The sequence below is a fragment of the Nonomuraea sp. NPDC051298 genome (assembly GCF_055586305.1).
The window spans coordinates 160,071-183,907 of the sequence record NZ_JBVJIM010000012.1 but is presented as its reverse complement, the minus strand read 5'-3'; the positions used below and the strand labels follow the sequence as shown (position 1 = coordinate 183,907).

Sequence of the window (23,837 nt, the reverse complement as noted above, 5' to 3'; positions counted from 1 at the left end):
CGGCGGGCGGCGGCGCCCTGGCCTGCCGCGAACCGGGCTGTCGTGAGGGTCTGCTAGGAAATGGCTCCGGGGGTGATGAGCCCGGTCTCGTAGGCCAGCACCACGGCCTGCACCCGGTCACGCAGCCCCAGCTTGGTGAGCACGTTGCCGACGTGCGTCTTGACCGTCGTCTCGCTCACCACGAGCTTGGCCGCGATCTCCGCGTTCGACATGCCCTTGGCGATGAGCCGGAGCACCTCCAGCTCCCGCTCGGTGAGCCGGTCGAGCCGCGCGGGGGCCGCCTGCTCGTACGCCGACGGCAGCCGCGTGGAGAACCGGTCGAGCAGCCGCCGCGTCACGCTCGGCGCCACGATCGCGTCGCCCGCCGCCACCACGCGGATGGCCTGCACCAGCTCGTCGGGCGGCACGTCCTTCAGCAGGAACCCGGAAGCGCCCGCGCGCAGCGCCTCCACGATGTACTCGTCGAGGTCGAACGTGGTCAGCACCAGCACCTTCGGCACGTGCGCGGTGGGCGCCGCCTCGCGCACGATCCTGCGGGTCGCCTCGATGCCGTCGACGCCGGGCATCCGGATGTCCATCAGCACCACGTCGGGCAGCAGCGCCCTGGTCTGCTCCTGCGCGTCTTTTCCGTCTCCTGCCTGGCCCACCACCGTGATGTCGGGCTCGGCCTCCAGGATCAGGCGGAACCCGGTGCGCAGCAGCGGCTGGTCGTCCACGAGCAGCACTCTGATCGTCATTGGCCGTCCTTCAACGGGAACCTCGCCCGCACTTCGAAACCGCCCCCCGGTAGCGGACCGATGTTCAGGATTCCACCATAGAGGGCCACCCGTTCGCGAATGCCCAGCAAACCGTGCCCCGGCGGCAGCGCGGGCTCCTGGACCGCGTCCCAGCCGTCGGCCCAGCCGTGCGCTGCGGGCTGCGGGGTGGGCTGCGGGGCGGACTGCGGGCCGGGCGCCGTGCCCCTGCCGTCGTCCTCCACCCGTACGTCCAGCTCGTGCGGCTCGTGCCGGACCGTCACCACGGCCTTCGCCCCGGCCCCCGCGTGCCGCAGGCTGTTGGTCAGCCCCTCCTGGACCAGCCGGTACGCGGCCAGGTCCACCCCCGCGGGCAGCGACAGCGGCTCACCCTCCACCTGCAGCCGCGTCGCCAGCCCCGCCTCCCGCATCTGTTCCACCAGCGCCGGCAGGTCCCGCATGCCTGGCTGCGGGCCCAGCTCGGCCCGCGCTCCCGGCCTGCTGTCGGTACGCAGCACGCCCACGATGTTGCGCATCTCCGCCATCGCCAGCCGCCCCGTGTGCTCGATCGCCGACAGCGCCTCGCGCGCCAGGTCGGGATCGGCGGCCAGCACCCGCCGCGCCGCCGCGGCCTGCACCGTCATCACGCTCACGTGGTGGGCCACCACGTCGTGCAGCTCGCGGGCGATCCGTGAACGCTCCTCGGCCCGCGCCGCCCGCGTGTCGGCCGCGTGCGCCCGTTCCAGCCGCGCCGCCCGGTCTCTCAGCTCCTCCAGGTAGGCCCGGCGCAGCCGCAGGCTCCGGCCCGCGCCCCACACGGCCACCATGACGACGGCCACGACCACGTACTCGTTCCAGCTCGCCGCCCCGGCCGGGCCGCCCGCCGCGCCCGTCACGAAGGCGATCAGCGTCAGCACCAGCGCAACCAGCGAGATCGCCAGCCCTCGGTAGGAGGCCACCGAGTACAGCAGCACCATGCCGGACAGGCTGGACACGCCAGTGCCGTAGCCCATCGCGTTGAGCAGCGTCTCGGGCACCAGCCCCGCGCACATCGCCGCCAGCGGCCAGCGGCGGCGCACGGCCAGCGGCGCGCAGGCCAGCACCAGCAGCAGCGCGCCGAACGGGTCGGGCGGCCGCATGCCCTCGACCGGCACGCCCTCGGCCTGCAGGCGATCGGGCCCGTAGAGCACGAACAGCGCCACGGAGGCCGCCGCCACCACCCCGGCCAGCACCGTGTCGTGGAGCCTGCTCCGATCTATGCGCACGGCTTCACTGTAAGACCAGGTGAGAGCCCGTAACCTCCTCCCTCGGGAGGATAACCGCCGATCGGCGCCCCGCTCCGTGGCCGTGCGACCGCGGCGCGTCAGAGCTCGTCCGTGGCCGATCGACGGCTGCCGCGCAGCGTGTCGCCGGGCTGGCGGTCGGGCACCGGCGGCGGGGTGCCGCCGAACTCCGGGCACAGGGCCTGGTGGTCGCACCAGTCGCACAGGCGGCTGCGCCGGGCCCGCCACTCGCCCGTCTCCAGCGACCGCTCGATCGCCGCCCACAGCGCCATCACCTTGCGCTCGGTGGCCAGCAGGTCGGCCTCGTCGGGCGCGTAGCGCAGGACCTCGCCCTGCCCGCCGAGATAGACGAGCTGCAGCAGCCGCGGCACCCGCCCGCGCAGCCGCCACAGCACCAGCGCGTAGAACTTCATCTGGAACAGCGCCTTGGCCTCGAAGTCGGGCCCCGGCGCGCTGCCCGTCTTGTAGTCGACCACCCGGACCTCGCCGGTCGGCGCCACGTCGAGCCGGTCGACGTAGCCCCGCAGCAGCAGCCCTCCGTCGAGCACCGCCTCCACGTAGAGCTCGCGCTCGGCCGGCTCCAGCCGCGTCGGGTCCTCCAGCGTGAAGTAGCGCTCCAGCATGGCCCGCGCCTGGCCCAGCCACTCGGCCCGCTCGCCGTCGTCGGCGAACATCCGCGCGTATTGCGGGTCGTCGGCCAGCAGCCGCTCCCACTGCGGCTCCAGCAGCTCCAGCGCCGCCTCGACCGAACGGCGCGGCGCGGGCAGATCGTAGAGGCGCTCCAGCACCGCGTGGACCACCGTGCCGCGCACCGCCGCCTGCGAGGGCTGCTCCGGGAGCTGATCGATCACCCGGAAGCGATAGAGCAGCGGACACGTCATGAAATCGCCCGCCCGGGAGGGGGAGAGAGCTCCGATGATCACCGGTTCGGTCAACGTCATGCACCGCACTCTAGGTCAAGACGCCGACAGAATAACCTCTGCGGGACGAGGATCACGTGATCGGGCGCGTAGCATCAAGGCAGCAACAGCACGTAATGGACGTTCAAGGAGTGCGGTGAGCGAGCAGAGCCCGCGGCAGGAGTTCTCCGGTCTTCGGATGGGGAAGCCGTTCGGCATTCCGGTGTACGTCTCGTGGACATGGTTCCTGGTGGCGGCCTTCATCACCGTGATGTTCGGCCCCCAGATGCGGGCCATGCTGCCCCATCTCGACGACTTCGCCGCCTACGCGGTGGCGTTCGTGTTCGCCGTGCTGCTGTACGTCTCGGTGCTGCTGCACGAGCTGGCCCACAGCGTGCTGGCCAAGGCGTACGGGCTGCCGGTCCGCAGGATCACCCTCTATCTCCTGGGCGGCGTGTCGGAGATCGAGAAGGAGCCGCCCACGCCGGGCAAGGAGTTCATGGTCGCCGCGGCGGGGCCCGCGCTCTCGCTGGGGCTGGCCGGGCTGGGCCTGATCCTCGACATCTTCGTGATCAACGACGGCGGCATCCTCGAGGTGCTCACCTGGCAGCTCTGGTTCGCCAACCTCATCGTCGGCGTGTTCAACCTGCTGCCGGGGCTGCCGCTCGACGGCGGCCGGATGCTGCGCGCCGGGGTGTGGAAGGTGAGCGGCAGCCCCGGCTCCGGCACGATCGTGGCGGCCTGGGGCGGGCGGGTGCTGGCGGCGCTGCTGGTGGTCTTCCCGCTGGCGACCGCGCTGACGAGCGGGCGCGAGTTCAATCCCTTCGACCTGGTGTGGCCGCTGGTGCTGGCGTCGTTCATCTGGATGGGGGCCACCCAGTCGCTGCGCATCGCCAAGATCCGGCAGCGGATCCCGCAGGTCAACGCCCGCGCCCTGGCGCGCAGGGCCATCCCGGTGACCGCGGAGACGCCCCTGGCCGAGGCGCTGCGCCAGGCCGCCGAGCGGGGCGCGGGCGCGCTGGTCGTCGTCGACCACGAGGGCAGGCCGCTGGCCATCGTCAACGAGGCCGCCGTCCAGGCCACCCCCGAGCACCGCCGTCCCTGGGTGAACGTCGGCTCCATGGCCAAGTCGATCGAGCCCGCCATGGTGCTCGACGCCGACCTCGTGGGCGAGCCGCTCATCGACGCCATGCGCGAGGCGCCGGGCAGCGAATATCTGCTGGTGGAAAGCGGCGGACAGATCTTCGGAGTGCTCGCCACGGCCGATGTGAACAGGGTTTTCACCGGGGTCTGAAAAGTCCCACTCGTTTAAGCGGCAGGCCATGGATAGGGTCGTGCCCAGCGGATTCGGGTCTGCCGGGGCCGGCATCGGCGATTTCTGATATGCGGTGACTGGCCGATAGTGTGCTGTTTGGCCAAACTTGCACAGTTGAGGGGTTTGTTGCGGTCGACCGGTTCATCGAATCGAGATGAGGGGGCCGCGACACGGCCTCGTCGTCTGGGTATGCGTATGGCTGGTGACCGGCACGGCAGTGCGGGTGCCGTAATACCGCCGGTTTCCGGGGAGGAGAGTTGAGTGACCGAGCGCAGCGAGGGCACCAATGAGCGCAGCACGGTCGTCATGAGGGAGGACTCATGACCGGCCAGGGCTTCGGAGTGGTGCGTCCGCTTCCTGGAAACGGGCTGGTCGCCTACGTGGGTGGGCTGCTGCTGGTGTGCGACTCGGCCGAGTCGGCCGCCGACGACCTGCTGGGGGCGCTGCGCGAGACGGCCGCCTCCGGCGGCGACGGCCGGGCGCTGGCCCGCCGCGCCGCGCAGGTGCTGGCGGCCAACATGGCGGGCGACCCCGTCACGTGCGCGGTCGCCGGTCCCGTCGGCGGCGGCGTCGCCGTCCTGGTGAGCGGGTCCGCCGCGGCCACCATCGGCACCTCCGCGGGCCAGACGCGGCTGGCCGGCAGTGACTCCCTGACCTGGGCCGACCGGCTGGTCAGCGGCCCCGTCGAAAGCGTCGAGCTGAGCCTGCCCGGCGCGGGCAGCCCGCACCCCGCGGTCCGTTTGGAGGGCGGCATCGTGCACGGCGGCGGCCTCGTCGGCGACTTCACCGACCGGCCCGCGGCCGCCTCCGCCCCGTCCAGGCCGTTGACCAGCGAGATGGCCGCCACCGCCTTCCACCTCGAGGCCGACCTGATCCAGCCGCCGGCGCAGCCACCCGTCGAGCGGCCCCCCTACCCGCTGGCCGACCAGCCCCCGGCCGTCCCCGGCCCCGCCTCGGGCCCGCAGCCCGCGCCGCCGGCCATGGAGCCGCCGCCCTTCCTCCCCCCGCAGGAGCAGCCCTCCTACCTCACGCCGCCGGAGCCCTCTTACCCGCCGCCGCACGAGCCCCCTTACCCGCCGCACGAGCCGCCCTACCCGCCGCCGCACGAGCCCTCGTTCCAGCCCTCGCACGAGCCGCCTTATCCGCCGCCGCACGAGCCTTCGTTCCCGCCCCCGACGGAGCAGCCCGCGTCCCTGTCCGAGCAGCAGTTCCCCTCCTACGACGAGCCGCTCCCCGCCGGCAACGGCGCCCCTGACCCGCAGGTCCCGCAGCACCTGGGCCCGCCCGACCACTACGACCAGCCCGCGCCGCCGCTGCTCGGCCAGCCCGACCACTTCGACCACCCCGGCCCGCCGCCCCAGCAGGAGCAGCAGCAGGAGCAGCACGGCGACCGCCCGCTGGTCTACGGGGTCGACTGCAAGAACGACCACTTCAACGACCCCCGCGTGCCCTACTGCGCGGTCTGCGGCATCGCCCTGGTGCAGCGCACCCTCGTCCCCTACAAGGGCCCGCGGCCCTCGCTCGGCGTCCTCATCCTCGACGACGGCACGGCGCTGCCCCTGGAGAGCGACTACCTGCTGGGGCGCGACCCCGAGCGCGCGCCGGAGGTGGCAGGGGGCACCGCCAGGCCCGCCAAGGTCACCAGCCCCGACGGCTCGGTCTCGCGCCGCCACCTGCGGGTCGCGCTCGACGGCTGGGACGTCAACCTGGTGGACCTGGGCTCGGTCAACGGCACCCAGATCCAGCCGCCCGGCGACCCGAACTTCTACGACATCCCGCCCAACGAGCCCGTCACGATCGCACCCGGCACCACCGTGCGCGTGGGGGTCTCCCGGACCCTCCGCTTCGAGGCGCACCGGGGCTAGCCTGACGCGCTGACGTCCGCCCCGGCCCGCGCCCAAGACGCCGAGGGCCTGGCGCGCGCCTTGGCGCGCTGGTGCTCGCCTTGGCACGCCGTCCGGTGGTGTCGGCCGGTGGTGTCGTCACGTGGGCCGTCGCCGTCGGGGGCGCGTCACACGGGTGTGAGGAACTCGTGGGCGCCGCGGAGGCGGGTCGTCAGGGACCGTTGCGTGGCCGTGCAGTCCAGGCGCACCTCCAGTGGGCCCGGCACCCCGGCGTCGGCCCGGCGTCCCGAGGGCAGGCGCGCGGGGTCCAGGCCGTCCCTGCGGGCGATCAGCACGCCCAGCTCGTACCGGGTCAGCGCGTCGGCCCCCGCCACGTGCCGCACGCCGGACAGCTCCCGCACGGCCACCTCCAGCAGCGCCGCCGCCAGGTCGCCGACGTGTACGGGGCAGCGCACGTCGTCCGTGAACAACACCGGGCCGCTCGCGCCCGCCCCGCCGGGCTGGGCGGCCGGGCCGGAACGCGAGGCCAGAGAGCGCACCAGCGCCTCGTGGGGTGAGCCGCCGTCCCCGATGATCAGCGAGGTCCTGGCGATCGCGGAGCGGGGCAGCAGGGCCCGTACGGCGGTCTCGGCCGCCGCCTTGGCCGCCCCGTACGGGGTGACCGGGTCGGGCGGGCACGTCTCGTCGTACCGGGGCGCGTCGCCGGAGAAGACGGCGTCGCTGGAGACGTGCACCAGCCGCCCGCCCGCCCGCGCGACCGCCGCGGCCACGTGCGCCGCGCCGTCCGCCGTGGTCGCCCAGTCGGCCTGACGGTAGGCGGCGTTGATCGTCACCTCGGGCCGGAACGCGCCGAGCACGGAGAGCACGTCGTCGCGTGAACGCACGTCCATCGGGAGCCATTCGGCGCGCGGGTGACCGCCGGGCCGGGACAGATGGGTCGCCCCCACGTCATGACCTCGCTCGACGCACAACCGGACCAACTCGCCGCCCAGGAACCCACTCCCGCCCACGATGAGAATCCGCACGGAACGGCACGCTACCGCTCAGGCGCTCCCGCAGTGCCTGCCGTCTCCGTCACAATGCCCGCGCACCGGTCCGCCCGCACCGGTCCGCCCGCACCGCTCCGCCTGTGCCGGATCCGTCTGGGACGGTCTGCCCGTGCGGGATCCGTCTGGGCCGGTCCGACCGTGCCGGTCTGTCTGGGGCGGGCTTGCCGTTCCAGCCTCGGCGGCGTTCGGGAGGCGCTCGTCGGCGGGCCATTTCCGGAAATTCTAGGTATATCTTGTTCGGCCCGGAAATGGGGAAGACCTTTCGGAAAGGGGCGGCGTGGAATCGCGTCCCCGGCGAGGATTCGGGCCCCAACCGGACGTCCGCATCACCTGGATGCGGCCCGGCTCGAAGGGGCCGGTCAGGCCCCGGCCGCCCCGTGCCGAGGATCCCGGCCCGCTGCCCGCACGGCTCCGTTCCCGGTCCTGCCCGACGGGCGCAGCACGGCCCACTGCACGTCGTCCGCCCGGCTCCCGTCCGGCTTGGGCAACAGCTCCCGGTGCAGGCCCTCCCGCAGGAACCCGGCCCGTTCCAGCACCGCCTGCGAGGCCGTGTTGCCCGCGTCGGTCCCCGCCACGATCCGGTGCAGCGGCGTGCTCGAGAACGCCCACTCCACCAGCAGCCGGACCGCCCGCGTCATGAACCCCCTGCCACGGAAGGACGGCGCCAGCGAGTAGCCGATCATCGCCTGCCCCAGCGTCGGCGCCACCTGTACGAGCTGCACGTGCCCGGCGAACGCCCCGGACGCCGCGTCCCTGACCGCCAGCTCCACCCGCTGGCCCGACACCCACCAGTAGCCGGTGCAGCGGCAGCGCCGCTCGTCGTCCTCCAGCGTCGTGGCCGGAGTCACCGCGTACGCCGCCACGCTGGGGTCGCTCATCATCCGGTGGTAGTCCTCGGCGTCCCCGGCCGCCATCGGCGTCAGCCGCACCACGCCGTCGCCCAGCTCCCCGTCCTCGAAGAACGGCAGGTACGGCTCGACCCGCTCCACCCCCTCCCCGCGCAGCCTGCCGAACATCACGAAGTCGGCGAACCGCCCGTCCCGCAGCCGCTTGGCGTCCCGCCGCCGCCCCTCCTCGCGGAAACCCGCTCTCAACGCCACCAGCAGGCTCGCCACGTTCTCCACCTCGGCCTGCAGCTCGACCCGGCGCACCCCCTGGTCGAACAGCCAGTCGGTCACCCCGCGCGCCGCCGTCGCGGCCAGCCCCCCGCCCCGCGCCCACGGCGCCACCACGTAGCCCAGCTCCGTCACGCCCCAGTGGTCCGGCGGGCGCACCCCGATCGAGCCGGCGAACCGCCCGTCCTGAGTGATCGTGTACTCGGCGCCGCCGTCGTGCCACGTGGCCGCGGCGTCCTTGACGTAGGCGAGCGCGTGTTCCCGGGTGTAGGGACGCGGCAGCAGCGGCATGAACCGGGCCGTCACCGGGTCGTCGCACATCTTCACGATCGCCTCGGCGTCGGCTTTCGCCGGGGGCCGAAGGATCAGGGAGCCGGTCGAGATCACGTCGCGCGGGAGCATCCCCCATAGATATCGCGCGTCCGGACGCACGTGAAAGCCCTATACCCTTGCCGCCATGGGTTTCCGCAGGCATGGGCCTTTCCAGGTGGGTGATCAGGTGCAGCTCACCGACCCCAAGAACAAGCGCCACACGATCACGCTCAAAGAGGACGGCGTCTTCCACACCCACAAGGGCGCCATCCCGCACAGCGACCTGATCGGGCAGCCCGAGGGCTCCGTCGTGCGCTCCTCCGGCGGCACCCAATACCTCGCCTTCCGGCATCTGCTGCAGGACTACACGCTGGCCATGCCGCGCGGGGCGGCCGTCATCTATCCCAAGGACGCCTCGATGATCGTCGGCATGGCCGACGTCTTCCCCGGGGCCCGCGTCGTCGAGGCCGGTGTCGGCTCCGGCGCGCTGACGTGCTTCCTGCTGCGCGCGGTCGGCCCCGAAGGGCACGTCACGTCCTACGAGCGCCGCCAGGAGTTCGCCGACGTCGCGCGCAAGAACGTGGAGAAGTTCTACGGCGGACCCATGGACGACAACTGGCGCCTGGTCGTCGGCGACCTGGTGGCCTCCATCGACGAGATCGACGTCGACCGCGTCATCCTCGACATGCTCGCCCCCTGGGAGTGTGTCGACGCGGCGGCCAAGGCGCTCACCCCCGGCGGCGTGATCTGCTGTTATGTGGCTACGACGACGCAGATGTCCAAGACGGTCGAGGCCATTCGCGATCATGGGTGTTTCACCGAGCCGCATGCGTGGGAGACCCTGGTTCGCGACTGGCATGTGGAAGGGCTCGCCGTGCGGCCCGATCACCGGATGATCGGCCACACCGGGTTCCTGGTCACCGCCCGCCGCATGGCCGACGGCGTGACCCCGCCGCCGCGCCGTCGACGACCGAAGGGGACCACCGAAGAACTATGACAATTTGGCCACGAGGGTGCGCTCGTGCGTGACACGGGAACAGATCGCCGTGTTCGGCTGCTGGGAGTATTAAACGCACTATTGAGGATTATTCAACGAATACTGGATGTCACTCGACGAACACTGCCCGGCCAGGTTACGGAGGGGCCCGAGATAGGTAAGGTCCTTAGTAGTCGCCCTCGACTGGGAAGGAGGTGACGGGCGTGGCAGCTCGCGATGATGCTGAGGCTCGAGCCGCGCAGCGCGAACGGGAGGTCGCTGATCTTTCAACACAGGTCTCCTTCCTCCAGGAGGAGATCACCGCGCTGAGGCGGAAGCTGGCCGAGTCACCCCGTCAGGCCAGGGTCCTCGAAGAGCGTCTTCATGAGGCACAGGCGAATCTCGCGGCCGTGACCGGCCAGAACGAGCGCCTGGTGGCAACCCTCAAGGAGGCCAGGGACCAGATCGTCGCCCTCAAGGAGGAGGTCGACCGGCTGGCGCAGCCGCCGTCCGGTTTCGGCACCTTCCTGGAGGCCAGAGAAGACGGCACGATCGAGGTGTTCACCGGCGGCCGCAAGCTCCGGGTGAACGTCAGCCCGGCCGTCGACGTCGACTCGCTCCGGCGTGGCCAGGAGGTCATGCTCAACGAGGCGCTCAACGTGGTCGAAGCTCTCGGCTACGAAGAGGTCGGCGAGATCGTGATGCTCAAAGAACTGCTCGACGAGGGCAAGCGGGCCCTGGTCATCTCACACGCCGACGAGGAGCGCGTCGTGCGACTGGCCGAGTCGCTGGTCGGCCAGCCCATCAGGGCGGGCGACTCGCTGCTGCTCGAGCCTCGTTCGGGCTACGTCTACGAGCGCATACCCAAGTCCGAAGTCGAAGAGCTGGTGCTCGAAGAGGTCCCCGACATCTCCTACGAGGAGATCGGCGGCCTGTCGCGGCAGATCGAGCAGATCAGGGACGCCATCGAGCTGCCCTACCTGCACGCCGACCTGTTCCGCGAGCACAAGCTCCGTCCCCCGAAGGGCGTGCTGCTCTACGGCCCGCCCGGCTGCGGCAAGACGCTCATCGCCAAGGCGGTCGCCAACTCCCTGGCCAAGCAGGTCGCGGAGAAGACCGGCCAGTCCGGCAAGAGCTTCTTCCTCAACATCAAGGGCCCGGAGCTGCTCAACAAGTACGTCGGCGAGACCGAGCGGCACATCCGCCTGGTCTTCCAGCGCGCTCGTGAGAAGGCCTCGGAGGGCACACCGGTGATCGTGTTCTTCGACGAGATGGACTCGATCTTCCGCACCCGGGGCTCCGGCGTGTCGTCCGACGTGGAGAACACCATCGTCCCTCAGCTCCTGTCGGAGATCGACGGCGTCGAGGGCCTGGAGAACGTCATCGTCATCGGCGCCTCCAACCGCGAGGACATGATCGACCCGGCGATCCTGCGGCCCGGCCGCCTGGACGTCAAGATCAAGATCGAGCGGCCGGACGCCGAGGCGGCCAAGGACATCTTCTCGAAGTACCTCGTCGCCGACCTGCCCCTGCACCCCGAGGACCTCACGGAGCACTCCGACTCCCGCGAGGCCACGATCCAGGGGATGATCCAGAGCGTCGTCGAGCGCATGTACACCGAGAGCGAGGAAAACCGCTTCCTCGAGGTGACCTACGCCAACGGCGACAAGGAAGTGCTCTACTTCAAGGACTTCAACTCCGGCGCGATGATCCAGAACATCGTCGACCGGGGCAAGAAGATGGCGATCAAGCAGTTCCTCGACAGCGGCCAGAAGGGCCTGCGGGTGCAGCACCTGCTCACGGCCTGCGTGGACGAGTTCTCCGAGAACGAAGACCTGCCCAACACCACCAACCCCGACGACTGGGCCCGCATCTCCGGCAAGAAGGGCGAGCGGATCGTCTACATCCGCACGCTGGTCTCCGGCAAGCAGGGCACCGAAGCCGGCCGGTCCATCGACACCGTCGCCAACACCGGCCAATACCTGTAAGGCCCCCTGGACGGCAGGGCCGCGCACCATACGTGTGGCGCGGCCCTGCCGCCTTTCCCGGCCTGCCCGCCGGGCTGGTCCCGGGCTGGTCCTGGGCCGGTCCTCGGCCGCCCGCCCGCCGTACGCGCCGGAGGCCGGTGTGAGGCCGGTGTGAGGCTGGGCCACAAGGCGCGCCGACACGGCCGATAGGCATGCGCGTCACCCCGATCAGGCGCACACTTGGCAGATGACCACGCTCAAACGGGTGGACGTGCACGTCGAGGGCATCGTCCAGGGGGTCGGGTTCCGCCCCTTCGTCTACTCCCTCGCCAACCGGCTGGGCCTGGCCGGACGGGTGCACAACGACGTGAACGGCGTGCACATCGAGGTCGAGGGGGCCCTCACCGGAGTCGAGGAGTTCCTGACCGCGCTCGAACGCGACGCCCCCGCCCTGTCGGAGATCGAACGCGTCACCGTCGTCAGCGGCGAGCCCGCCGGGCACCGCGGGTTCACGATCGCGGCCAGCGACCCGGCCGGGCCCGGTCGCGCGCTCGTCTCCGCCGACACCGCCACCTGCGACGACTGCCTGCGCGAACTCGCCGATCCCGGCGACCGCCGCCACCGGTATCCGTTCGTCAACTGCACCGACTGCGGCCCCCGATTCACCATCGTCCGCGGCGTCCCCTATGACCGGCCGCTGACCACCATGGCCGGGTTCGGCATGTGCGAAGACTGCGCCCGCGAATACCACGACCCCGCTGACCGCCGCTTCCACGCCCAGCCCACCTGCTGCCCCGCCTGCGGCCCCCGGCTGCGGCTGCGCGACGCCCGCGGCACCGAGCTGTGCGGCGACCCCGTCGCCTGCGCCGCCACCCTGCTGCGCGCCGGGCGCGTCGTCGCCGTCAAGGGGCTGGGCGGCTACCACCTGGCCGTGACCGCCTCCGACGAACGGGCCGTCGCGGCCCTGCGCGGGCGCAAGCACCGAGAGGAGAAACCGTTCGCGGTGATGGCCGCCGACCTCCGCCAGGCCCGCAGGCTGTGCGAGATCGACGACAGCGCCGCGGCGCTCCTCACCGGCCGGGCGCGGCCCGTCGTGCTGCTGCCCCGCCGCTCGGGCGCGCCCGTCGCCCCGTCCGTCGCGCCCGGCAACCGCAGCCTCGGGATCATGCTGCCCTACACGGCCCTGCACCACCTGCTGCTCGCGGAGCTGGCCGAGCCCATGGTGCTGACCAGCGGCAACGTCTGCGACGAGCCCATCGCGTACGAGGACGCCGACGCCCTGACCCGCCTCGGCGGCATCGCCGACGCCTTCCTCACCCACGACCGCCCCATCCACGTCCGTGCCGACGACTCCGTCGTGAGGCCCCTCGCCGGTGGGGTCACCGTGCTGCGCCGCGCCCGTGGCTACGCGCCCGAGCCGCTCGCCCTGCGCCGCACCGTGCGCAGGCCCGTGCTCGCCTGCGGCGCCGAGCTGAAGAGCACCTTCTGCCTGGCCCTGGGCCGGCGCGCGTTCCTCTCCCAGCACCTCGGCGACCTGGAGAACCACGACACCCTGCGTGCCTTCGCCGACGGCATCGAGCACTTCTGCGGCCTGTTCGGCATCCGTCCCGAGGTCGTGGCGTACGATCCGCACCCCGACTACCTGTCCACCCGCCATGCCCTGGAGATCGCCGGCGTCGACCACGTCGCCGTCCAGCACCACCACGCCCACATCGCGTCCTGTCTGGCCGACAACGGCGACCGCGGCCCCGTGATCGGCGTCGCCTTCGACGGGCTGGGCCACGGCCCCGACGGCACGCTGTGGGGCGGCGAGTTCCTGCGCGCCGACCTGACCGGCTACGAACGCCTCGGCCACCTCGCCCAGGTCCCCATGCCTGGCGGCGTCGCCGCCATCCGCCAGCCGTGGCGCATGGCCGCCGCCTACCTGCGCGACGAGCACCCCGGCCTGGCCGTGGCGGAACGCAACGCCGACCACTGGGCCGACGTGCTGCGCCTGGCCGCCGGCGGGCTCAACTCGCCGCTCACCTCCAGCGCCGGCCGCCTGTTCGACGCCGTCTCGGCGCTGCTCGGCATCCGCGACAGGATCACGTACGAGGGGCAGGCCGCCATCGAGCTCGAACAGCACGCCGACCCCGCGGAGACCGGCGTCTACGCCGCCGAGGTCACCGGGGCGGGCCCGCTCGTCGTGCAGTCCGGCGACCTGGTACGCGCCGCCGCCGCCGACCTCGCCGCCGGGGTGGACAGCGGTGTCATCGCGGGCCGCTTCCACAACGGGCTGGCCGCCGTCGTCACCCGCGCCTGCGCCGCGATCCGGCAGTCGACCGGGCTGACCGCCGTCGCGCTGTCCGGCGGGGTCTTCCAGAACGCGCTGCTGCTCGAACGCACCGCCGAGCGGCTGCGGGCGGCCGGGTTCCGGGTGCTGACGCACGTACGGGTGCCGCCGAACGACGGCGGACTCAGCCTCGGCCAGGCAGCCGTCGCCGCCGCCCAGGACGGCGCCTGAACCCGCACTCCGCACCCCGCACCCACCCCCGCACCCCGTGCCTCGGTCGTCTGTCGTCGGTCGACGCGTTGCCCGGGGGAGCGGGGGCGCCGCGCCTAGCATGGCGATCATGGAGTACCTGAACCCCGCCCGCGCCCCGTACACCGCCCACGACCGCGCGCTCATCGGCGCCGAGCACGCCCGCCTGGCCCGCGCCCGCTTCGCCCGGCACCCCGGCTACCGGCCGACGCCCGTCCACACCATCCCCGGGCTGGCCGGGACCGGGGCCGTGCACGTCAAGGACGAGAGCGGGCGCATGGGGCTGGGCAGCTTCAAGGCGCTCGGCGGCGCGTACGCCGTGCACCTGCTGGCCGAGCGCGACCCCGGCGGCGCGCCGTTCGTCTGCGCCAGCGCGGGGAACCACGGGATCTCCGTCGCCGCCGGCGCCGCCGAGGTGGGCGTGCCCTGCGTGGTGTACCTCAGCGAGGGCGTCCCCGAGGCGTTCGCGCACCGGCTGCGCGGCCTCGGCGCCGACGTACGGCGCAGCGGCCACGACTACGAGGCCAGCATGGCGGCCGCCACGGACGCCGCCAGGGAGCACGGCTGGCGGCTCGTGGCCGACAGCTCGTGGGAGGGCTACACCGACGTCCCCCTGGACGTCATGCGGGGCTACAGCGTCCTGTTCGACGAGCTGGCCGACCCGCCGGGGGCGTCGTTCACGCACGTGTTCGTCCAGGCGGGGGTGGGCGGGCTGGCCGCCGCCGCGGCCGGGTACGTACGCGACCGGTGGGGCGAGCGGCCCAGGATCGTCGTCGTCGAGCCGGACGGCGCGCCCTGCCTGCTGGAGAGCGCCCGCGCCGGTCACCCCGTCCGCGTCCCCGGCGGCCACACGACCCTCGGCCGGCTCGACTGCCGTGAGCCGTCCCTGATCGCCCACCGCCTGCTGCGGCACCTGGCCGACCTCTACGTCACCATCAGCGACGAGCAGGCCGCCGGCGCCGCCCGCCTGCTCTCCGGTCACGACGTGGCGCTGTCCGAGTGCGGGGCCGCCGGAGCCGCCGGGCTGCTCGCCCTCACCCCCTCCGCCCGCGCCGCGCTCGCCCTCGACGACGCCTCTCACGTGTTGCTGGTGGGAACTGAGGGACCGGTGGAACCGAAGTGATCAGAGTTACGTCCAATATGGCGTGCACGCACCGAACCGGTCGAAACACGCTCGCGGGGACGGCCGGCTGGCCGAACTCGACCTCCTGCGTTTCCTCGCCGCCCTGGCCGTCGTCGCCTTCCACTACCTGGTCGCCTACGCGTCGGTGTGGGGGGATCGGCCCGCCGAGCTGTTCCCGGCGCTGGCCCCCGTCGCGGGGCTGGGCATCCTGGGCGTCGAGCTGTTCTTCATCATCAGCGGGTTCGTCATCCTCATGAGCGTCTGGGGGCGCGGCCTGGGCGCGTTCGCCCGCTCCCGCCTCGTACGGCTCTACCCCGCGTACTGGCTCAGCCTGGCCGCCGTCGCCGCCCTCTACGGCCTGACCGGGGCCAAGGCGCTGGACCCAAAACTTTCCCCAGGTGATTACCTGGTGAACGCCACCATGTTCCAGCGGTTATTCAAGATCACCGATGCCAGCGGCGTCTACTGGTCGCTCTGGGCCGAGCTGCGCTTCTACCTGCTGATGTCCATCCTGGTGATCGTCGGGGTGACGTACGGGCGGGTGCTGGTCTTCTGCGGCGTCTGGCTGGCCGCGGTGGTCGGCGCGAGATGGTTCGACGACACCGCCGTCAGCGACCTCGTCAACGAGATCGTCATGCCCAACTACGCGCCCTACTTCGTCGCCGGCATGGCTCTCTACCTCATCCACAAACACGGCAGCGCCTGGCTCCCGTGGCTCTACGTCGCCGCCGGGTACGCGCTGTCCATCGACTCCGCCCTCGGCCGCGTGCACGGCCGCATCGAAGTGGCCGGGTTCAAGAACATGCCCGTCACGGACACCGGCGTGATCATCACCATCACCCTGATCTTCGTCGTGACGTCCCTCGTGGCGCTCGGCCTGCTCCGGCTCAGGCCCTCACGGACGCTCACCGCGCTCGGCGGCACGACATACCCGCTTTACCTGTTCCATAGCGTCGTCGCGGTGGCCCTGATCCCGCTGCTCACCGGGGACCTGCCGCCCTGGGCCGTGGCCACGGTCACGACGGTGGCCGCGATCGTCGTGTCGTATCTGGTCTACTCCTTTGCCGAACGACCCATCCAGCGGCTACTCAAGCCCCGCAGATCCGCACAAATCACGGCAGCTCCTGCCGTAGGGGTGGAAAAGGCGTCGGTGCCATAACTCTGTGACCCTGGGGCACTGTGAAGGGCATAGGCTCGGGCATATAAACGGCGGATAGACAGACCCGGACGAACAGAGGGTGTTGCATGACGGTGCGTCGGGTGATGGGGATCGAGACCGAGTACGGCATCTCCGTACCCGGCCAGCCAGGCGCCAACGCGATGGTGACCTCCTCACAGGTCGTGAACGCCTACCTGGCCGCCTCGGCGGCCCGCGCGCGCAGAGCACGGTGGGACTTCGAGGAGGAAAACCCGCTCCGCGACGCGCGCGGCTTCGACCTGGCCAGGGAGGTGGCCGATTCCAGCCAGCTCACCGACGAGGACCTCGGGCTGGCCAACGTCATCCTCACCAACGGCGCCCGGCTCTACGTCGACCACGCCCACCCCGAGTACAGCTCGCCCGAGTGCACCAACCCCCGGGCGGCCGTCATCTGGGACAAGGCCGGCGAGCGGGTCATGTACGACGCCGCCACCCGCGCGTCCGCCGTCCCCTCCAACGCGCCCATCCAGCTCTACAAGAACAACACCGACGCCAAGGGCGCCTCCTACGGCTGCCACGAGAACTACCTGATGCGGCGCGCGACCCCGTTCGCCGACATCGTCCGGCACCTCACCCCGTTCTTCGTCTCCCGGCAGGTCGTGGTCGGGGCCGGCAAGGTCGGCATCGGCCAGGACTCCAGGGGCGAGGGCTTCCAGATCAGCCAGCGCGCCGACTTCTTCGAGGTCGAGGTGGGCCTGGAGACCACGCTCAAGCGGCCCATCATCAACACCCGCGACGAGCCGCACGCCGACCCCGAGAAGTACCGCCGGCTGCACGTCATCATCGGCGACGCCAACATGTCCGAGATCTCCACGTATCTGAAGCTCGGGTCCACCGCCCTGGTCCTCGCCATGATCGAGGAGGGCTTCCTCACCCGCGACCTCGCCGTCGAGAACCCCGTGCAGGCCCTGCGGGCCGTCTCCCACGACCCGAGCTGCCGCTACGAGATCCCCATGCGCGACGGCCGCCGGCTCACCGCCGTCCAGCTCCAGATGGAATACCTGGAGCAGGCCCGCAAATACGTCGAGGAGCGCGGCACCGCCCAGGAGGAGATGAACAAGGACGTCCTCGACCGGTGGGAGTCCGTGCTCACCCGCCTCGCGGAAGACCCCATGCAGCTCTCCCGTGAGCTCGACTGGGTCGCCAAGCTCGAGCTGCTCGAGGGCTACCGCAGCCGTGACGGCCTCGCCTGGTCCCACCCCCGGCTCCAGCTCGTCGACCTCCAGTACAGCGACATCCGCCCCGACCGCGGCCTCTACAACCGCCTCGTCGCCCGCGGGCGCATGCAGCGCCTGGTCACCGAGGACGACGTCCAGCGGGCCGTGGAGCACCCGCCCAGCGACACCCGGGCCTACTTCCGCGGCCGTTGCCTGCGCCAGTACAGCGAGTCCGTGGCCGCGGCCTCGTGGGACTCCGTCATCTTCGACATCCCGGGCAGAGAGTCGCTCCAGCGCGTCCCGACCCTCGAACCCCTGCGCGGCACCAAGGCCCACGTGGGCGAGCTGTTCGACCGCTGCCGCACCGCCGCCGACCTCGTCGCCGCGCTCACGGGCGGCGACTGACCCGCCTCCCCGCCACACCGGCGCTTCACAGCAGGCCGATCCCCAGTGTCAGCGTGCCCGCCGCGAGGCCCACGCCGCCCGCCACGGTGAGCCAGATCAGCCTGCTCGGCTTCGTGTCACGCGGCCGGACCACCGACAGGAAGAAGCCCAGCGGCATCAGGATCGGCGCGGCCACGATCAGCGTCCTGGTCAGGGCCTTCACCGGGTCGGGCAGCGCCGCCTGGTCCACGTACACCATCGCCACCAGGGCGAACAGCACCAGCACGCCCGCGTGGGCGTGACCGGCCCGCCACAGGCCGCGGCGTACGGGGTTGTCGAGGTAGCCGGGGACGTTCCGCATGAGGAACGACAGCAGCGACACGCCGCCGAAGGCCACCAACGGGACTGTGATGAGGAGCACACCTGCCGTACTCAGGGACAAAGGGGACATCTCAACCTCCTACGTGGTCGGGGATTCATTATTGGATAGGAACGCTATCCAGTCAACCATGCAAGATCACTGGGCGATCGGCGCGAAATGTCGCCCGGTTCGGGGAAGATATGCGGTAGAGGCAGTCCCCCAAGCGGAGGTACGACATGGCAACCAAGGACACCGGCGGTCAGAAGCAGGCCGGTCGGCGCGAGTCCGAAGTCGAGGAGACCGAGGCCTCGGCGGCGCCCGACGTCCAGGAACGGCAGGAGAAGCTCACCGACGACGTCGACGCGATCCTCGACGAGATCGACGAGGTCCTCGAGGAGAACGCCGAGGAGTTCGTGCGGTCGTACGTGCAGAAGGGCGGGCAGTAGACGCTCCCGCGAGTCGTGTCACGCCTTCGTGACGCGCGCGAGCGAGATCGGGAAACCCGGGAGCGGACCGTCCGCTCCAGCACCGCCACGGCGTCGATCGGCGTCGATGGCAGCACCGAAGACGGCATCGAAGACAGCGGCAAAGACAGCGTTACGGACAGCAGTGAAGACGACGGCTTCGAGCGCACGCTCGCCCCGCCAGGGCGGGCTCCGCGCCATCTGACGGGTCGTCCCGGGCGTGTTCGCCGGCCACGGTCTCCAGGGCGGGCAGGTCCGGGGCATTCTCTGTCGCGCCCGCTCGCGGGGCGCGGCTCCGGCGGGGGTTCAGTGGGGGTGTCGTGGTTGGGGTGAGCGTGGTCAGGGGTCGGGCATGGTGTACTCGACGGCCACGCCGAGCAGGCGGATCGGGCGGGTGAGGTCGTGGCGGCCCAGGAGGTCGAGGGCGGCGCGGTTGACGGTGGCGGGGTCGGTGGTGGGCGCGGGGAGCTTGGCCTGGCGGGTACGCGTCAGGAACGGAGTGGTGCGGATCTTGACCGAGACCCGGATGATCTCGCGACCGGCGTCGGCGGCGTCGCGGGTGACCCGTTCGGCGAGGCCGGTGATGTGGCGGGGCACCTCTGCCGGGTCGGTGAGGTCGTAGGTGAAGGTGGTCTCGCGGCTGTGCCCGCGGGCGATCCAGGGAGTGGTGACGACCTCGGCCTCGCCCTTGCCGAGGGCCAGATAGCGGTACCAGGGGCCGTTGGTGGGGCCGAAGTGACGGGCCAGCTCGGCGGGGTCGGCGGCGGCGAGCTGGGCGACGGTGCGCAGGCCGAGGGCGGCGAGCTTCCTGGCGGTCCTGGCGCCGATGCCCCAGAGGGCGTCGGTGGGCCGGTGGTTCATCGTCTCGGCCCAGTTGTCGCCGGTGAGGCGGTGGATCCCGGCGGGCTTGGCGAACCCGGAGGCGAGTTTGGCCTGGTGCTTGTTGTCGCCGATGCCGATGGAGCAGTCGAGGTGGGTGCGGGCGCGTACGGCGTGCTGGAGGTCCGCGGCGAGGGCCTCGGGATCGTCGGTGGTGGCGCCGAGGAACGCCTCGTCCCAGCCCCAGACCTCGACGAGCACGGGGAAGTCGCGCAGGACGGCCATGACGCGCTCCGAGGCGGCCTCGTAGGCGGGCGGGTCGCTGGGCAGGAAGACGGCCTCCGGGCAGCGCCGCAGGGCGGTGCGCAGCGGCATGCCGGAGTGCACACCGTGCTCGCGGGCCTCGTAGGTGGCGGTGGCGGCGACCGTACGGGGCTGGGTGGGGTCGCCTGAGCCGCCGACGACGACGGGCCTGCCGCGCAGCTCGGGATGCCGCAGGAGCTCGACGGCCGCGATGAACTGGTCGAGGTCGAGGTGCAGGATCCAGCGCCTGGCGGACGTGGTGCCCATGGCTCCCAGTATGTCCTGCGGGGAGGTGGTGTCCGGGCCCGAGCCCGGTGGGGGGTCAGCCTGCGACGTTGGCCGCGCCGCCGACCAGTTCCTCGAGCTCGCCCTGGTAGGCGGTGGCCGCCTCGTCGGCGCCCGTACCGCTGACGACGGCGGCGGTGGCCTCCTGCAGGGCCGCGGACACCTGCGGGTAGACGGCCAGCCCCGGCCGGTAGGCGGTCAGGGGGAGGATCTCGTCGGCGATGTACTTGAGCATCGGGTCGGCGGTGAGCACCTCGTCGTTGACGTCGGCGCGTGAGCTGATCCGCACCTGTCCGGCGAGCTGCGACTTGGTGGCGGCGGCCGAGTGCATGAAGGCCAGCAGGTTCCAGGCCGCCCGGGGGTTCTTCGAGAACGGGTTGAGCACTCTTACGGCCCCGCCCGACATGCTGACGAAGTCCTGGCCGCGGATCCCGGCGCCGGGCTGCCTGGCGGGGATCTTGGCGTAGCCGACGGCCTGGTCGCGGTCCTTCATGGGCGCGACGCCGGCCTGCGGTTCGATGACGGAGCGCCAGAAGTAGTCGCTCTCGGCGAGTATGCCTATCCCGCCCTCGGCGAACTGGGTGAAGGACTTGTCGCGGCCCTTGGCCTCCTGCTGGAGCTTGGGGTCGCCGAGGCCGCTGCCGCCGTAGATCTGCCGGTAGAAGCCGAGCACGTCCTTCATGGACTGGGAGGCCCCGGCCCACTTGCCGCCGGCGTAGACCTCGGCTCCGGCGCCGGCCAGCAGGGGGAGCACGCCCTGCATGGTGGTGGCCTCGCCCATGGCGGAGCCGGCGTTGATCTGGATGGGGACGGGCACGCCGGCGGCCTTGAGCCTGGCGCCGGCGTCGATGATCTCCTGCCAGCTCCTGGGCTGCCAGGTCTCGGGCAGCCCGGCCTTCCTGAACAGGGTCCTGTTGTAGAACAGGACGCGGCCGTCGGTGCCCTGGGGCAGGCCGTACTTCTTGCCGTCGAAGATGCCGAGGCCCTGCACCGCCTGCGGGATCTGGGCCCAGCCTTCCCACTGCTCGACGGTGGCGCCGCCGACCTCGGCCAGCGGCCTGATGTACCCGGCCTGGGCGAACTCGCCGACCCAGATGCCGTCGAGGTCGATGACGTCGGCGCCGGCCTTCGCCTTGAGGTCGAGCGCGAGCTTGGTCTTGTACTGCTCGTCGTCGACCCCGCTGGGCTGGAACAGCACCTTGACGTCGGGGTGGGTCCGCTCGAACTCGGGGATCACCCACTGCTTGATCCATTGGGCGGTCTCCGAGTTCTTCCCGCCCTCGATGGAGTTGGCGGCGATGGTGAGGGTGACGCCGCCGGTGTCCGTGCCCGTGCCCGTGCCGGTGCCGCAGGAGGTGAGGGCGAGTACCGCGATGGCCCCGATCAGCGCAGGTCGGCTGGGGAGTGACATGTCGGCCTCCCGTTCAGGACGTGCAGACATACCGACAATCGCACGGGCCGTGGCGGCCGTAAAGAACGAGCCGAGCACGACCTTCCGCGCCAACAGGGCCTTTCGGGCGGCACATTTGGGTGGTTCGCCGTGAGCTGATCGTGGGAAGTGCAGACAGCAACCCAACATGAGTAGGGTCGCCCTAGGAACACTGAACGTTTGGAGGGAGTCGCGTGGCATCGCACAGGGATCTGCCCGTCGGCTTGGTGAACCAGCTTTTCCAGAACAACGGAAGTTCCTCGTTCACGGAGTTCGTCAGCTCGTATGCGCCTGAGTTGCTGCCCCGGCGGGGAGAGGTGCTGGCCACCCCGATCGGCGACCAGGTTCCGCACGCGACCACGATCGTGGCCGCCACCTTCGCCGGTGGGGTGATCATGGCGGGCGACCGGAGGGCCACGTCCGGCAACGTCATCTCGCAGCGTGACGTGGAGAAGGTGTTCCGGGCCGACGACTACTCGTGCATGGGCATCGCGGGCACGGCCAGCACCGGCATCGAGTTCGCCCGCCTCTACCGGGTCGAGCTGGAGCACTACGAAAAGCTCGAGGGCCGCACGATGTCGGTCCAGGGCAAGGCCAACCGGCTGGCCACCATGATCAGGGGCAACCTCGCCATGGCGATGCAGGGGCTCGTGGTGGTCCCGCTGTTCGCCGCCTACGACCCGGTCAGGGACGAGGGGCGCATCTTCAGCTACGACGTGGCCGGGGGGCCGTACGAGCGGGAGAGATTCGACGCGATCGGGTCGGGCTCGATCTTCGCGCGCGGGTCGCTGAAGAAGCTCTACCGCGACGGCGCGTCGGCCGACGACATCGTGATGACGCTGATCCAGGCGCTCTACGACGCCGCCGACGACGACTCGGCGACCGGCGGGCCCGACGTCAACAGGAAGATCTGGCCCATCGTGTCCGTGATCGACGCCGACGGCTTCCGCCGCCTGTCCGACGACGACGTCGCCGGCCACGTGCAGCAGATGCTCGACGCCCGCGTGATCTCGCCCGACGGCCCCATCGCCCCGCTGCGCTAGAAAGGACCACCACACGTGTCCATGCCTTTCGGATATGCGTCCCCTGAACAGATCATGCGGGACAAGGCCGACTACGCGCGCAAGGGCATCGCGCGGGGCCGTTCCGTGGTCGTGCTCCAATATGTCGACGGCATCCTGTTCGTCGCGCCCAACCCGTCGCGGGCGCTGCACAAGATCAGCGAGATCTACGACCGCATCGGGTTCGCCGCGGTGGGCCGCTACAACGAGTTCGAGGAGCTGCGGCTCGGCGGCATCCGCTACGCCGACATCAACGGCTACACCTACGACCGCTCCGACGTGACCGGCCGCGGCCTGGCCAACCTCTACGCCTCCAACCTGGGCCGCATCTTCACCGAGTCGATCAAGTCGCTGGAGGTGGAGGTCGTCGTCGCCGAGGTCGGCGAGACCAAGGACGGCGACGCCATCTACCGCCTCACGTTCGACGGGTCGGTGTTCGACGAGCACGGTTTCGCGGCCATGGGCGGTCAGGCCGAGGCGGTGGCGACCCGGCTGAAGGAGCGCTACCGCGAGTCGATGTCGCTGGCCGACGCGCTGGAGGTGGCGCTGACGGCGCTGACCGAGCCGGGTGGGGAGCGTCCCCCGGTGGGGCAGCTCGAGGTGGCGGTGCTCGACCGCAACCGCGAGCACCGCAAGTTCCTGCGGCTGACCGGGGCCCGGCTGGAGCGGCTGCTCGCCCAGACCTCCACCCCGCCGCCCGCGCCCAGCCCACCGCCGTCCGGGGAGTCCGCCGAGGGCTCCGGCGGCGGCTCGGCCGGCGGCTCCAAGAACGACTCCAAGAACGACTCCAAGGGTGAGTCCAAGGGTGAGTCCTCGGGCGGCTCCACGGGCGGCTCCACGGGGGAGTCCCCCTCCGGTCCGCCGCCCACGGCCCCTGAGGGCCCGCTCGACGACGGGTCGTCGCCGCTCTAGAACGCGTAACGCTCACGCCGGGGGCCGCCATGCGATGGCCTCCGGCGTCCGCGTCTGAGCACGACGACACGCCGAAACCCGGTTCACCGGCACCCCACGCACCCGAACCCCCGCCCACACCCGGGGTTCACCAGACCCCCACACGCCCAGATCCCACCCGCATCTCCGCGCCTCCGCGTCTTCGCGCCTCCGCGTCTTCGCGTCTTCGCGTCTTCGCGTCTTCGCGTCTTCGCGTCTTCGCGTCTTCGCGTCTTCGCGTCTTCGCGTCTTCGCGTCTTCGCGTCTTCGCGTCTTCGCGTCTTCGCGTCTTCGCGTCTTCGCGTCTT

19 protein-coding genes are annotated in these 23,837 nt (G+C 71.4%); 11 read left to right on the top strand and 8 right to left on the bottom strand.

The window, feature by feature from the left end:
* Positions 1-53: 53 nt before the first annotated feature.
* The 3 genes from ACZ6S0_RS30895 to ACZ6S0_RS30885 form a co-directional block, all read right to left on the bottom strand.
* The gene (locus ACZ6S0_RS30895) at positions 54-737 is read right to left on the bottom strand and encodes a response regulator (RefSeq protein WP_465922829.1); all 684 of its coding nucleotides are present in this window, start codon (positions 735-737) and stop codon (positions 54-56) included.
* Positions 734-1,999, bottom strand: a complete 1,266-nt coding sequence (locus ACZ6S0_RS30890) for a sensor histidine kinase (RefSeq protein ID WP_465922828.1) — start codon at positions 1,997-1,999, stop codon at positions 734-736. Before ACZ6S0_RS30890 ends, ACZ6S0_RS30895 begins: the two co-directional genes overlap by 4 nt.
* 98 nt (positions 2,000-2,097) lie before the next feature.
* On the bottom strand, positions 2,098-2,958 hold the full coding sequence (locus ACZ6S0_RS30885; RefSeq protein WP_465922827.1) for a RecB family exonuclease: 861 nt from the start codon (positions 2,956-2,958) through the stop codon (positions 2,098-2,100).
* Positions 2,959-3,073: 115 nt separating this feature from the next.
* On the opposite strand from ACZ6S0_RS30885, the gene ACZ6S0_RS30880 reads away from it, so the two are divergent.
* Positions 3,074-4,210 carry a site-2 protease family protein gene (locus ACZ6S0_RS30880; RefSeq protein WP_465922826.1) on the top strand — a complete coding sequence of 379 codons (1,137 nt, stop codon included), beginning with the start codon at positions 3,074-3,076 and terminating at the stop codon, positions 4,208-4,210.
* Between the two features lie 341 nt (positions 4,211-4,551).
* On the top strand, positions 4,552-6,096 hold the full coding sequence (locus ACZ6S0_RS30875; RefSeq protein ID WP_465922825.1) for an FHA domain-containing protein: 1,545 nt from the start codon (positions 4,552-4,554) through the stop codon (positions 6,094-6,096).
* Between the two features lie 146 nt (positions 6,097-6,242).
* Here ACZ6S0_RS30875 and ACZ6S0_RS30870 read toward each other — a convergent pair whose 3' ends face one another.
* Entirely contained in the window at positions 6,243-7,100 is an 858-nt protein-coding gene (locus ACZ6S0_RS30870; protein ID WP_465922824.1) for an SDR family oxidoreductase, read from the bottom strand.
* A gap of 383 nt (positions 7,101-7,483) precedes the next feature.
* Positions 7,484-8,641, bottom strand: a complete 1,158-nt coding sequence (locus ACZ6S0_RS30865) for a GNAT family N-acetyltransferase (protein WP_465922823.1) — start codon at positions 8,639-8,641, stop codon at positions 7,484-7,486.
* A gap of 55 nt (positions 8,642-8,696) precedes the next feature.
* On the opposite strand from ACZ6S0_RS30865, the gene ACZ6S0_RS30860 reads away from it, so the two are divergent.
* The 6 genes from ACZ6S0_RS30860 to dop all read left to right on the top strand — a co-directional run bounded on the left by ACZ6S0_RS30860 (position 8,697) and on the right by dop (position 17,898).
* On the top strand, positions 8,697-9,548 hold the full coding sequence (locus ACZ6S0_RS30860) for a tRNA (adenine-N1)-methyltransferase (protein ID WP_465922822.1): 852 nt from the start codon (positions 8,697-8,699) through the stop codon (positions 9,546-9,548).
* Between the two features lie 194 nt (positions 9,549-9,742).
* Positions 9,743-11,515 carry a proteasome ATPase gene (gene arc / locus ACZ6S0_RS30855; protein WP_465922821.1) on the top strand — a complete coding sequence of 591 codons (1,773 nt, stop codon included), beginning with the start codon at positions 9,743-9,745 and terminating at the stop codon, positions 11,513-11,515.
* A gap of 226 nt (positions 11,516-11,741) precedes the next feature.
* Complete coding sequence (gene hypF / locus ACZ6S0_RS30850) at positions 11,742-13,997, top strand: carbamoyltransferase HypF (RefSeq protein WP_465922820.1); 2,256 nt, start codon at positions 11,742-11,744, stop codon at positions 13,995-13,997.
* Between the two features lie 109 nt (positions 13,998-14,106).
* A complete protein-coding gene (locus tag ACZ6S0_RS30845) occupies positions 14,107-15,138 on the top strand; it encodes a pyridoxal-phosphate dependent enzyme (RefSeq protein WP_465922819.1) in 1,032 nt (343 codons plus the stop codon).
* Between the two features lie 22 nt (positions 15,139-15,160).
* Positions 15,161-16,297, top strand: coding sequence for an acyltransferase family protein (locus ACZ6S0_RS30840; protein ID WP_465922818.1), 1,137 nt, complete (start codon positions 15,161-15,163; stop codon positions 16,295-16,297).
* Between the two features lie 86 nt (positions 16,298-16,383).
* A complete protein-coding gene (gene dop, locus ACZ6S0_RS30835) occupies positions 16,384-17,898 on the top strand; it encodes a depupylase/deamidase Dop (protein ID WP_465922817.1) in 1,515 nt (504 codons plus the stop codon).
* Between the two features lie 25 nt (positions 17,899-17,923).
* Here the strand turns inward: dop and ACZ6S0_RS30830 are convergent, their stop codons facing one another.
* Complete coding sequence (locus tag ACZ6S0_RS30830) at positions 17,924-18,328, bottom strand: hypothetical protein (protein WP_344873561.1); 405 nt, start codon at positions 18,326-18,328, stop codon at positions 17,924-17,926.
* A 146-nt stretch (positions 18,329-18,474) separates the two neighbouring features.
* On the opposite strand from ACZ6S0_RS30830, the gene ACZ6S0_RS30825 reads away from it, so the two are divergent.
* Positions 18,475-18,684, top strand: a complete 210-nt coding sequence (locus ACZ6S0_RS30825; protein WP_043627919.1) for a ubiquitin-like protein Pup — start codon at positions 18,475-18,477, stop codon at positions 18,682-18,684.
* Between the two features lie 357 nt (positions 18,685-19,041).
* Here ACZ6S0_RS30825 and ACZ6S0_RS30820 read toward each other — a convergent pair whose 3' ends face one another.
* Both ACZ6S0_RS30820 and ACZ6S0_RS30815 read right to left on the bottom strand, forming a co-directional pair.
* Positions 19,042-20,091 (bottom strand): DNA polymerase IV, encoded by a 1,050-nt coding sequence (locus ACZ6S0_RS30820; protein WP_465922816.1) that lies wholly within the window; start codon positions 20,089-20,091, stop codon positions 19,042-19,044.
* A gap of 55 nt (positions 20,092-20,146) precedes the next feature.
* On the bottom strand, positions 20,147-21,520 hold the full coding sequence (locus ACZ6S0_RS30815; RefSeq protein WP_465922815.1) for an extracellular solute-binding protein: 1,374 nt from the start codon (positions 21,518-21,520) through the stop codon (positions 20,147-20,149).
* Positions 21,521-21,732: 212 nt separating this feature from the next.
* On the opposite strand from ACZ6S0_RS30815, the gene prcB reads away from it, so the two are divergent.
* On the top strand, positions 21,733-22,581 hold the full coding sequence (gene prcB, locus ACZ6S0_RS30810; protein WP_465922814.1) for a proteasome subunit beta: 849 nt from the start codon (positions 21,733-21,735) through the stop codon (positions 22,579-22,581).
* A gap of 21 nt (positions 22,582-22,602) precedes the next feature.
* Complete coding sequence (gene prcA / locus ACZ6S0_RS30805; RefSeq protein WP_465922958.1) at positions 22,603-23,511, top strand: proteasome subunit alpha; 909 nt, start codon at positions 22,603-22,605, stop codon at positions 23,509-23,511.
* The last annotated feature ends 326 nt before the right edge of the window (positions 23,512-23,837 follow it).

What these genes read in the sequence shown, in the direction of transcription:
- ACZ6S0_RS30815 (WP_465922815.1), bottom strand. Translation starts at nt 21,520, where the DNA reads ATGTCACTCCCCAGCCGACCTGCGCTGATCGGGGCCATCGCGGTACTC.
- ACZ6S0_RS30885 (WP_465922827.1), bottom strand. Translation starts at nt 2,958, where the DNA reads ATGACGTTGACCGAACCGGTGATCATCGGAGCTCTCTCCCCCTCCCGG.
- ACZ6S0_RS30865 (WP_465922823.1), bottom strand. Translation starts at nt 8,641, where the DNA reads ATGCTCCCGCGCGACGTGATCTCGACCGGCTCCCTGATCCTTCGGCCC.
- ACZ6S0_RS30820 (WP_465922816.1), bottom strand. Translation starts at nt 20,091, where the DNA reads ATGGGCACCACGTCCGCCAGGCGCTGGATCCTGCACCTCGACCTCGAC.
- dop (WP_465922817.1), top strand. Translation starts at nt 16,384, where the DNA reads ATGACGGTGCGTCGGGTGATGGGGATCGAGACCGAGTACGGCATCTCC.
- hypF (WP_465922820.1), top strand. Translation starts at nt 11,742, where the DNA reads ATGACCACGCTCAAACGGGTGGACGTGCACGTCGAGGGCATCGTCCAG.
- ACZ6S0_RS30825 (WP_043627919.1), top strand. Translation starts at nt 18,475, where the DNA reads ATGGCAACCAAGGACACCGGCGGTCAGAAGCAGGCCGGTCGGCGCGAG.
- prcA (WP_465922958.1), top strand. Translation starts at nt 22,603, where the DNA reads ATGCCTTTCGGATATGCGTCCCCTGAACAGATCATGCGGGACAAGGCC.
- ACZ6S0_RS30845 (WP_465922819.1), top strand. Translation starts at nt 14,107, where the DNA reads ATGGAGTACCTGAACCCCGCCCGCGCCCCGTACACCGCCCACGACCGC.
- ACZ6S0_RS30895 (WP_465922829.1), bottom strand. Translation starts at nt 737, where the DNA reads ATGACGATCAGAGTGCTGCTCGTGGACGACCAGCCGCTGCTGCGCACC.
- ACZ6S0_RS30860 (WP_465922822.1), top strand. Translation starts at nt 8,697, where the DNA reads ATGGGTTTCCGCAGGCATGGGCCTTTCCAGGTGGGTGATCAGGTGCAG.
- ACZ6S0_RS30875 (WP_465922825.1), top strand. Translation starts at nt 4,552, where the DNA reads ATGACCGGCCAGGGCTTCGGAGTGGTGCGTCCGCTTCCTGGAAACGGG.
- ACZ6S0_RS30830 (WP_344873561.1), bottom strand. Translation starts at nt 18,328, where the DNA reads ATGTCCCCTTTGTCCCTGAGTACGGCAGGTGTGCTCCTCATCACAGTC.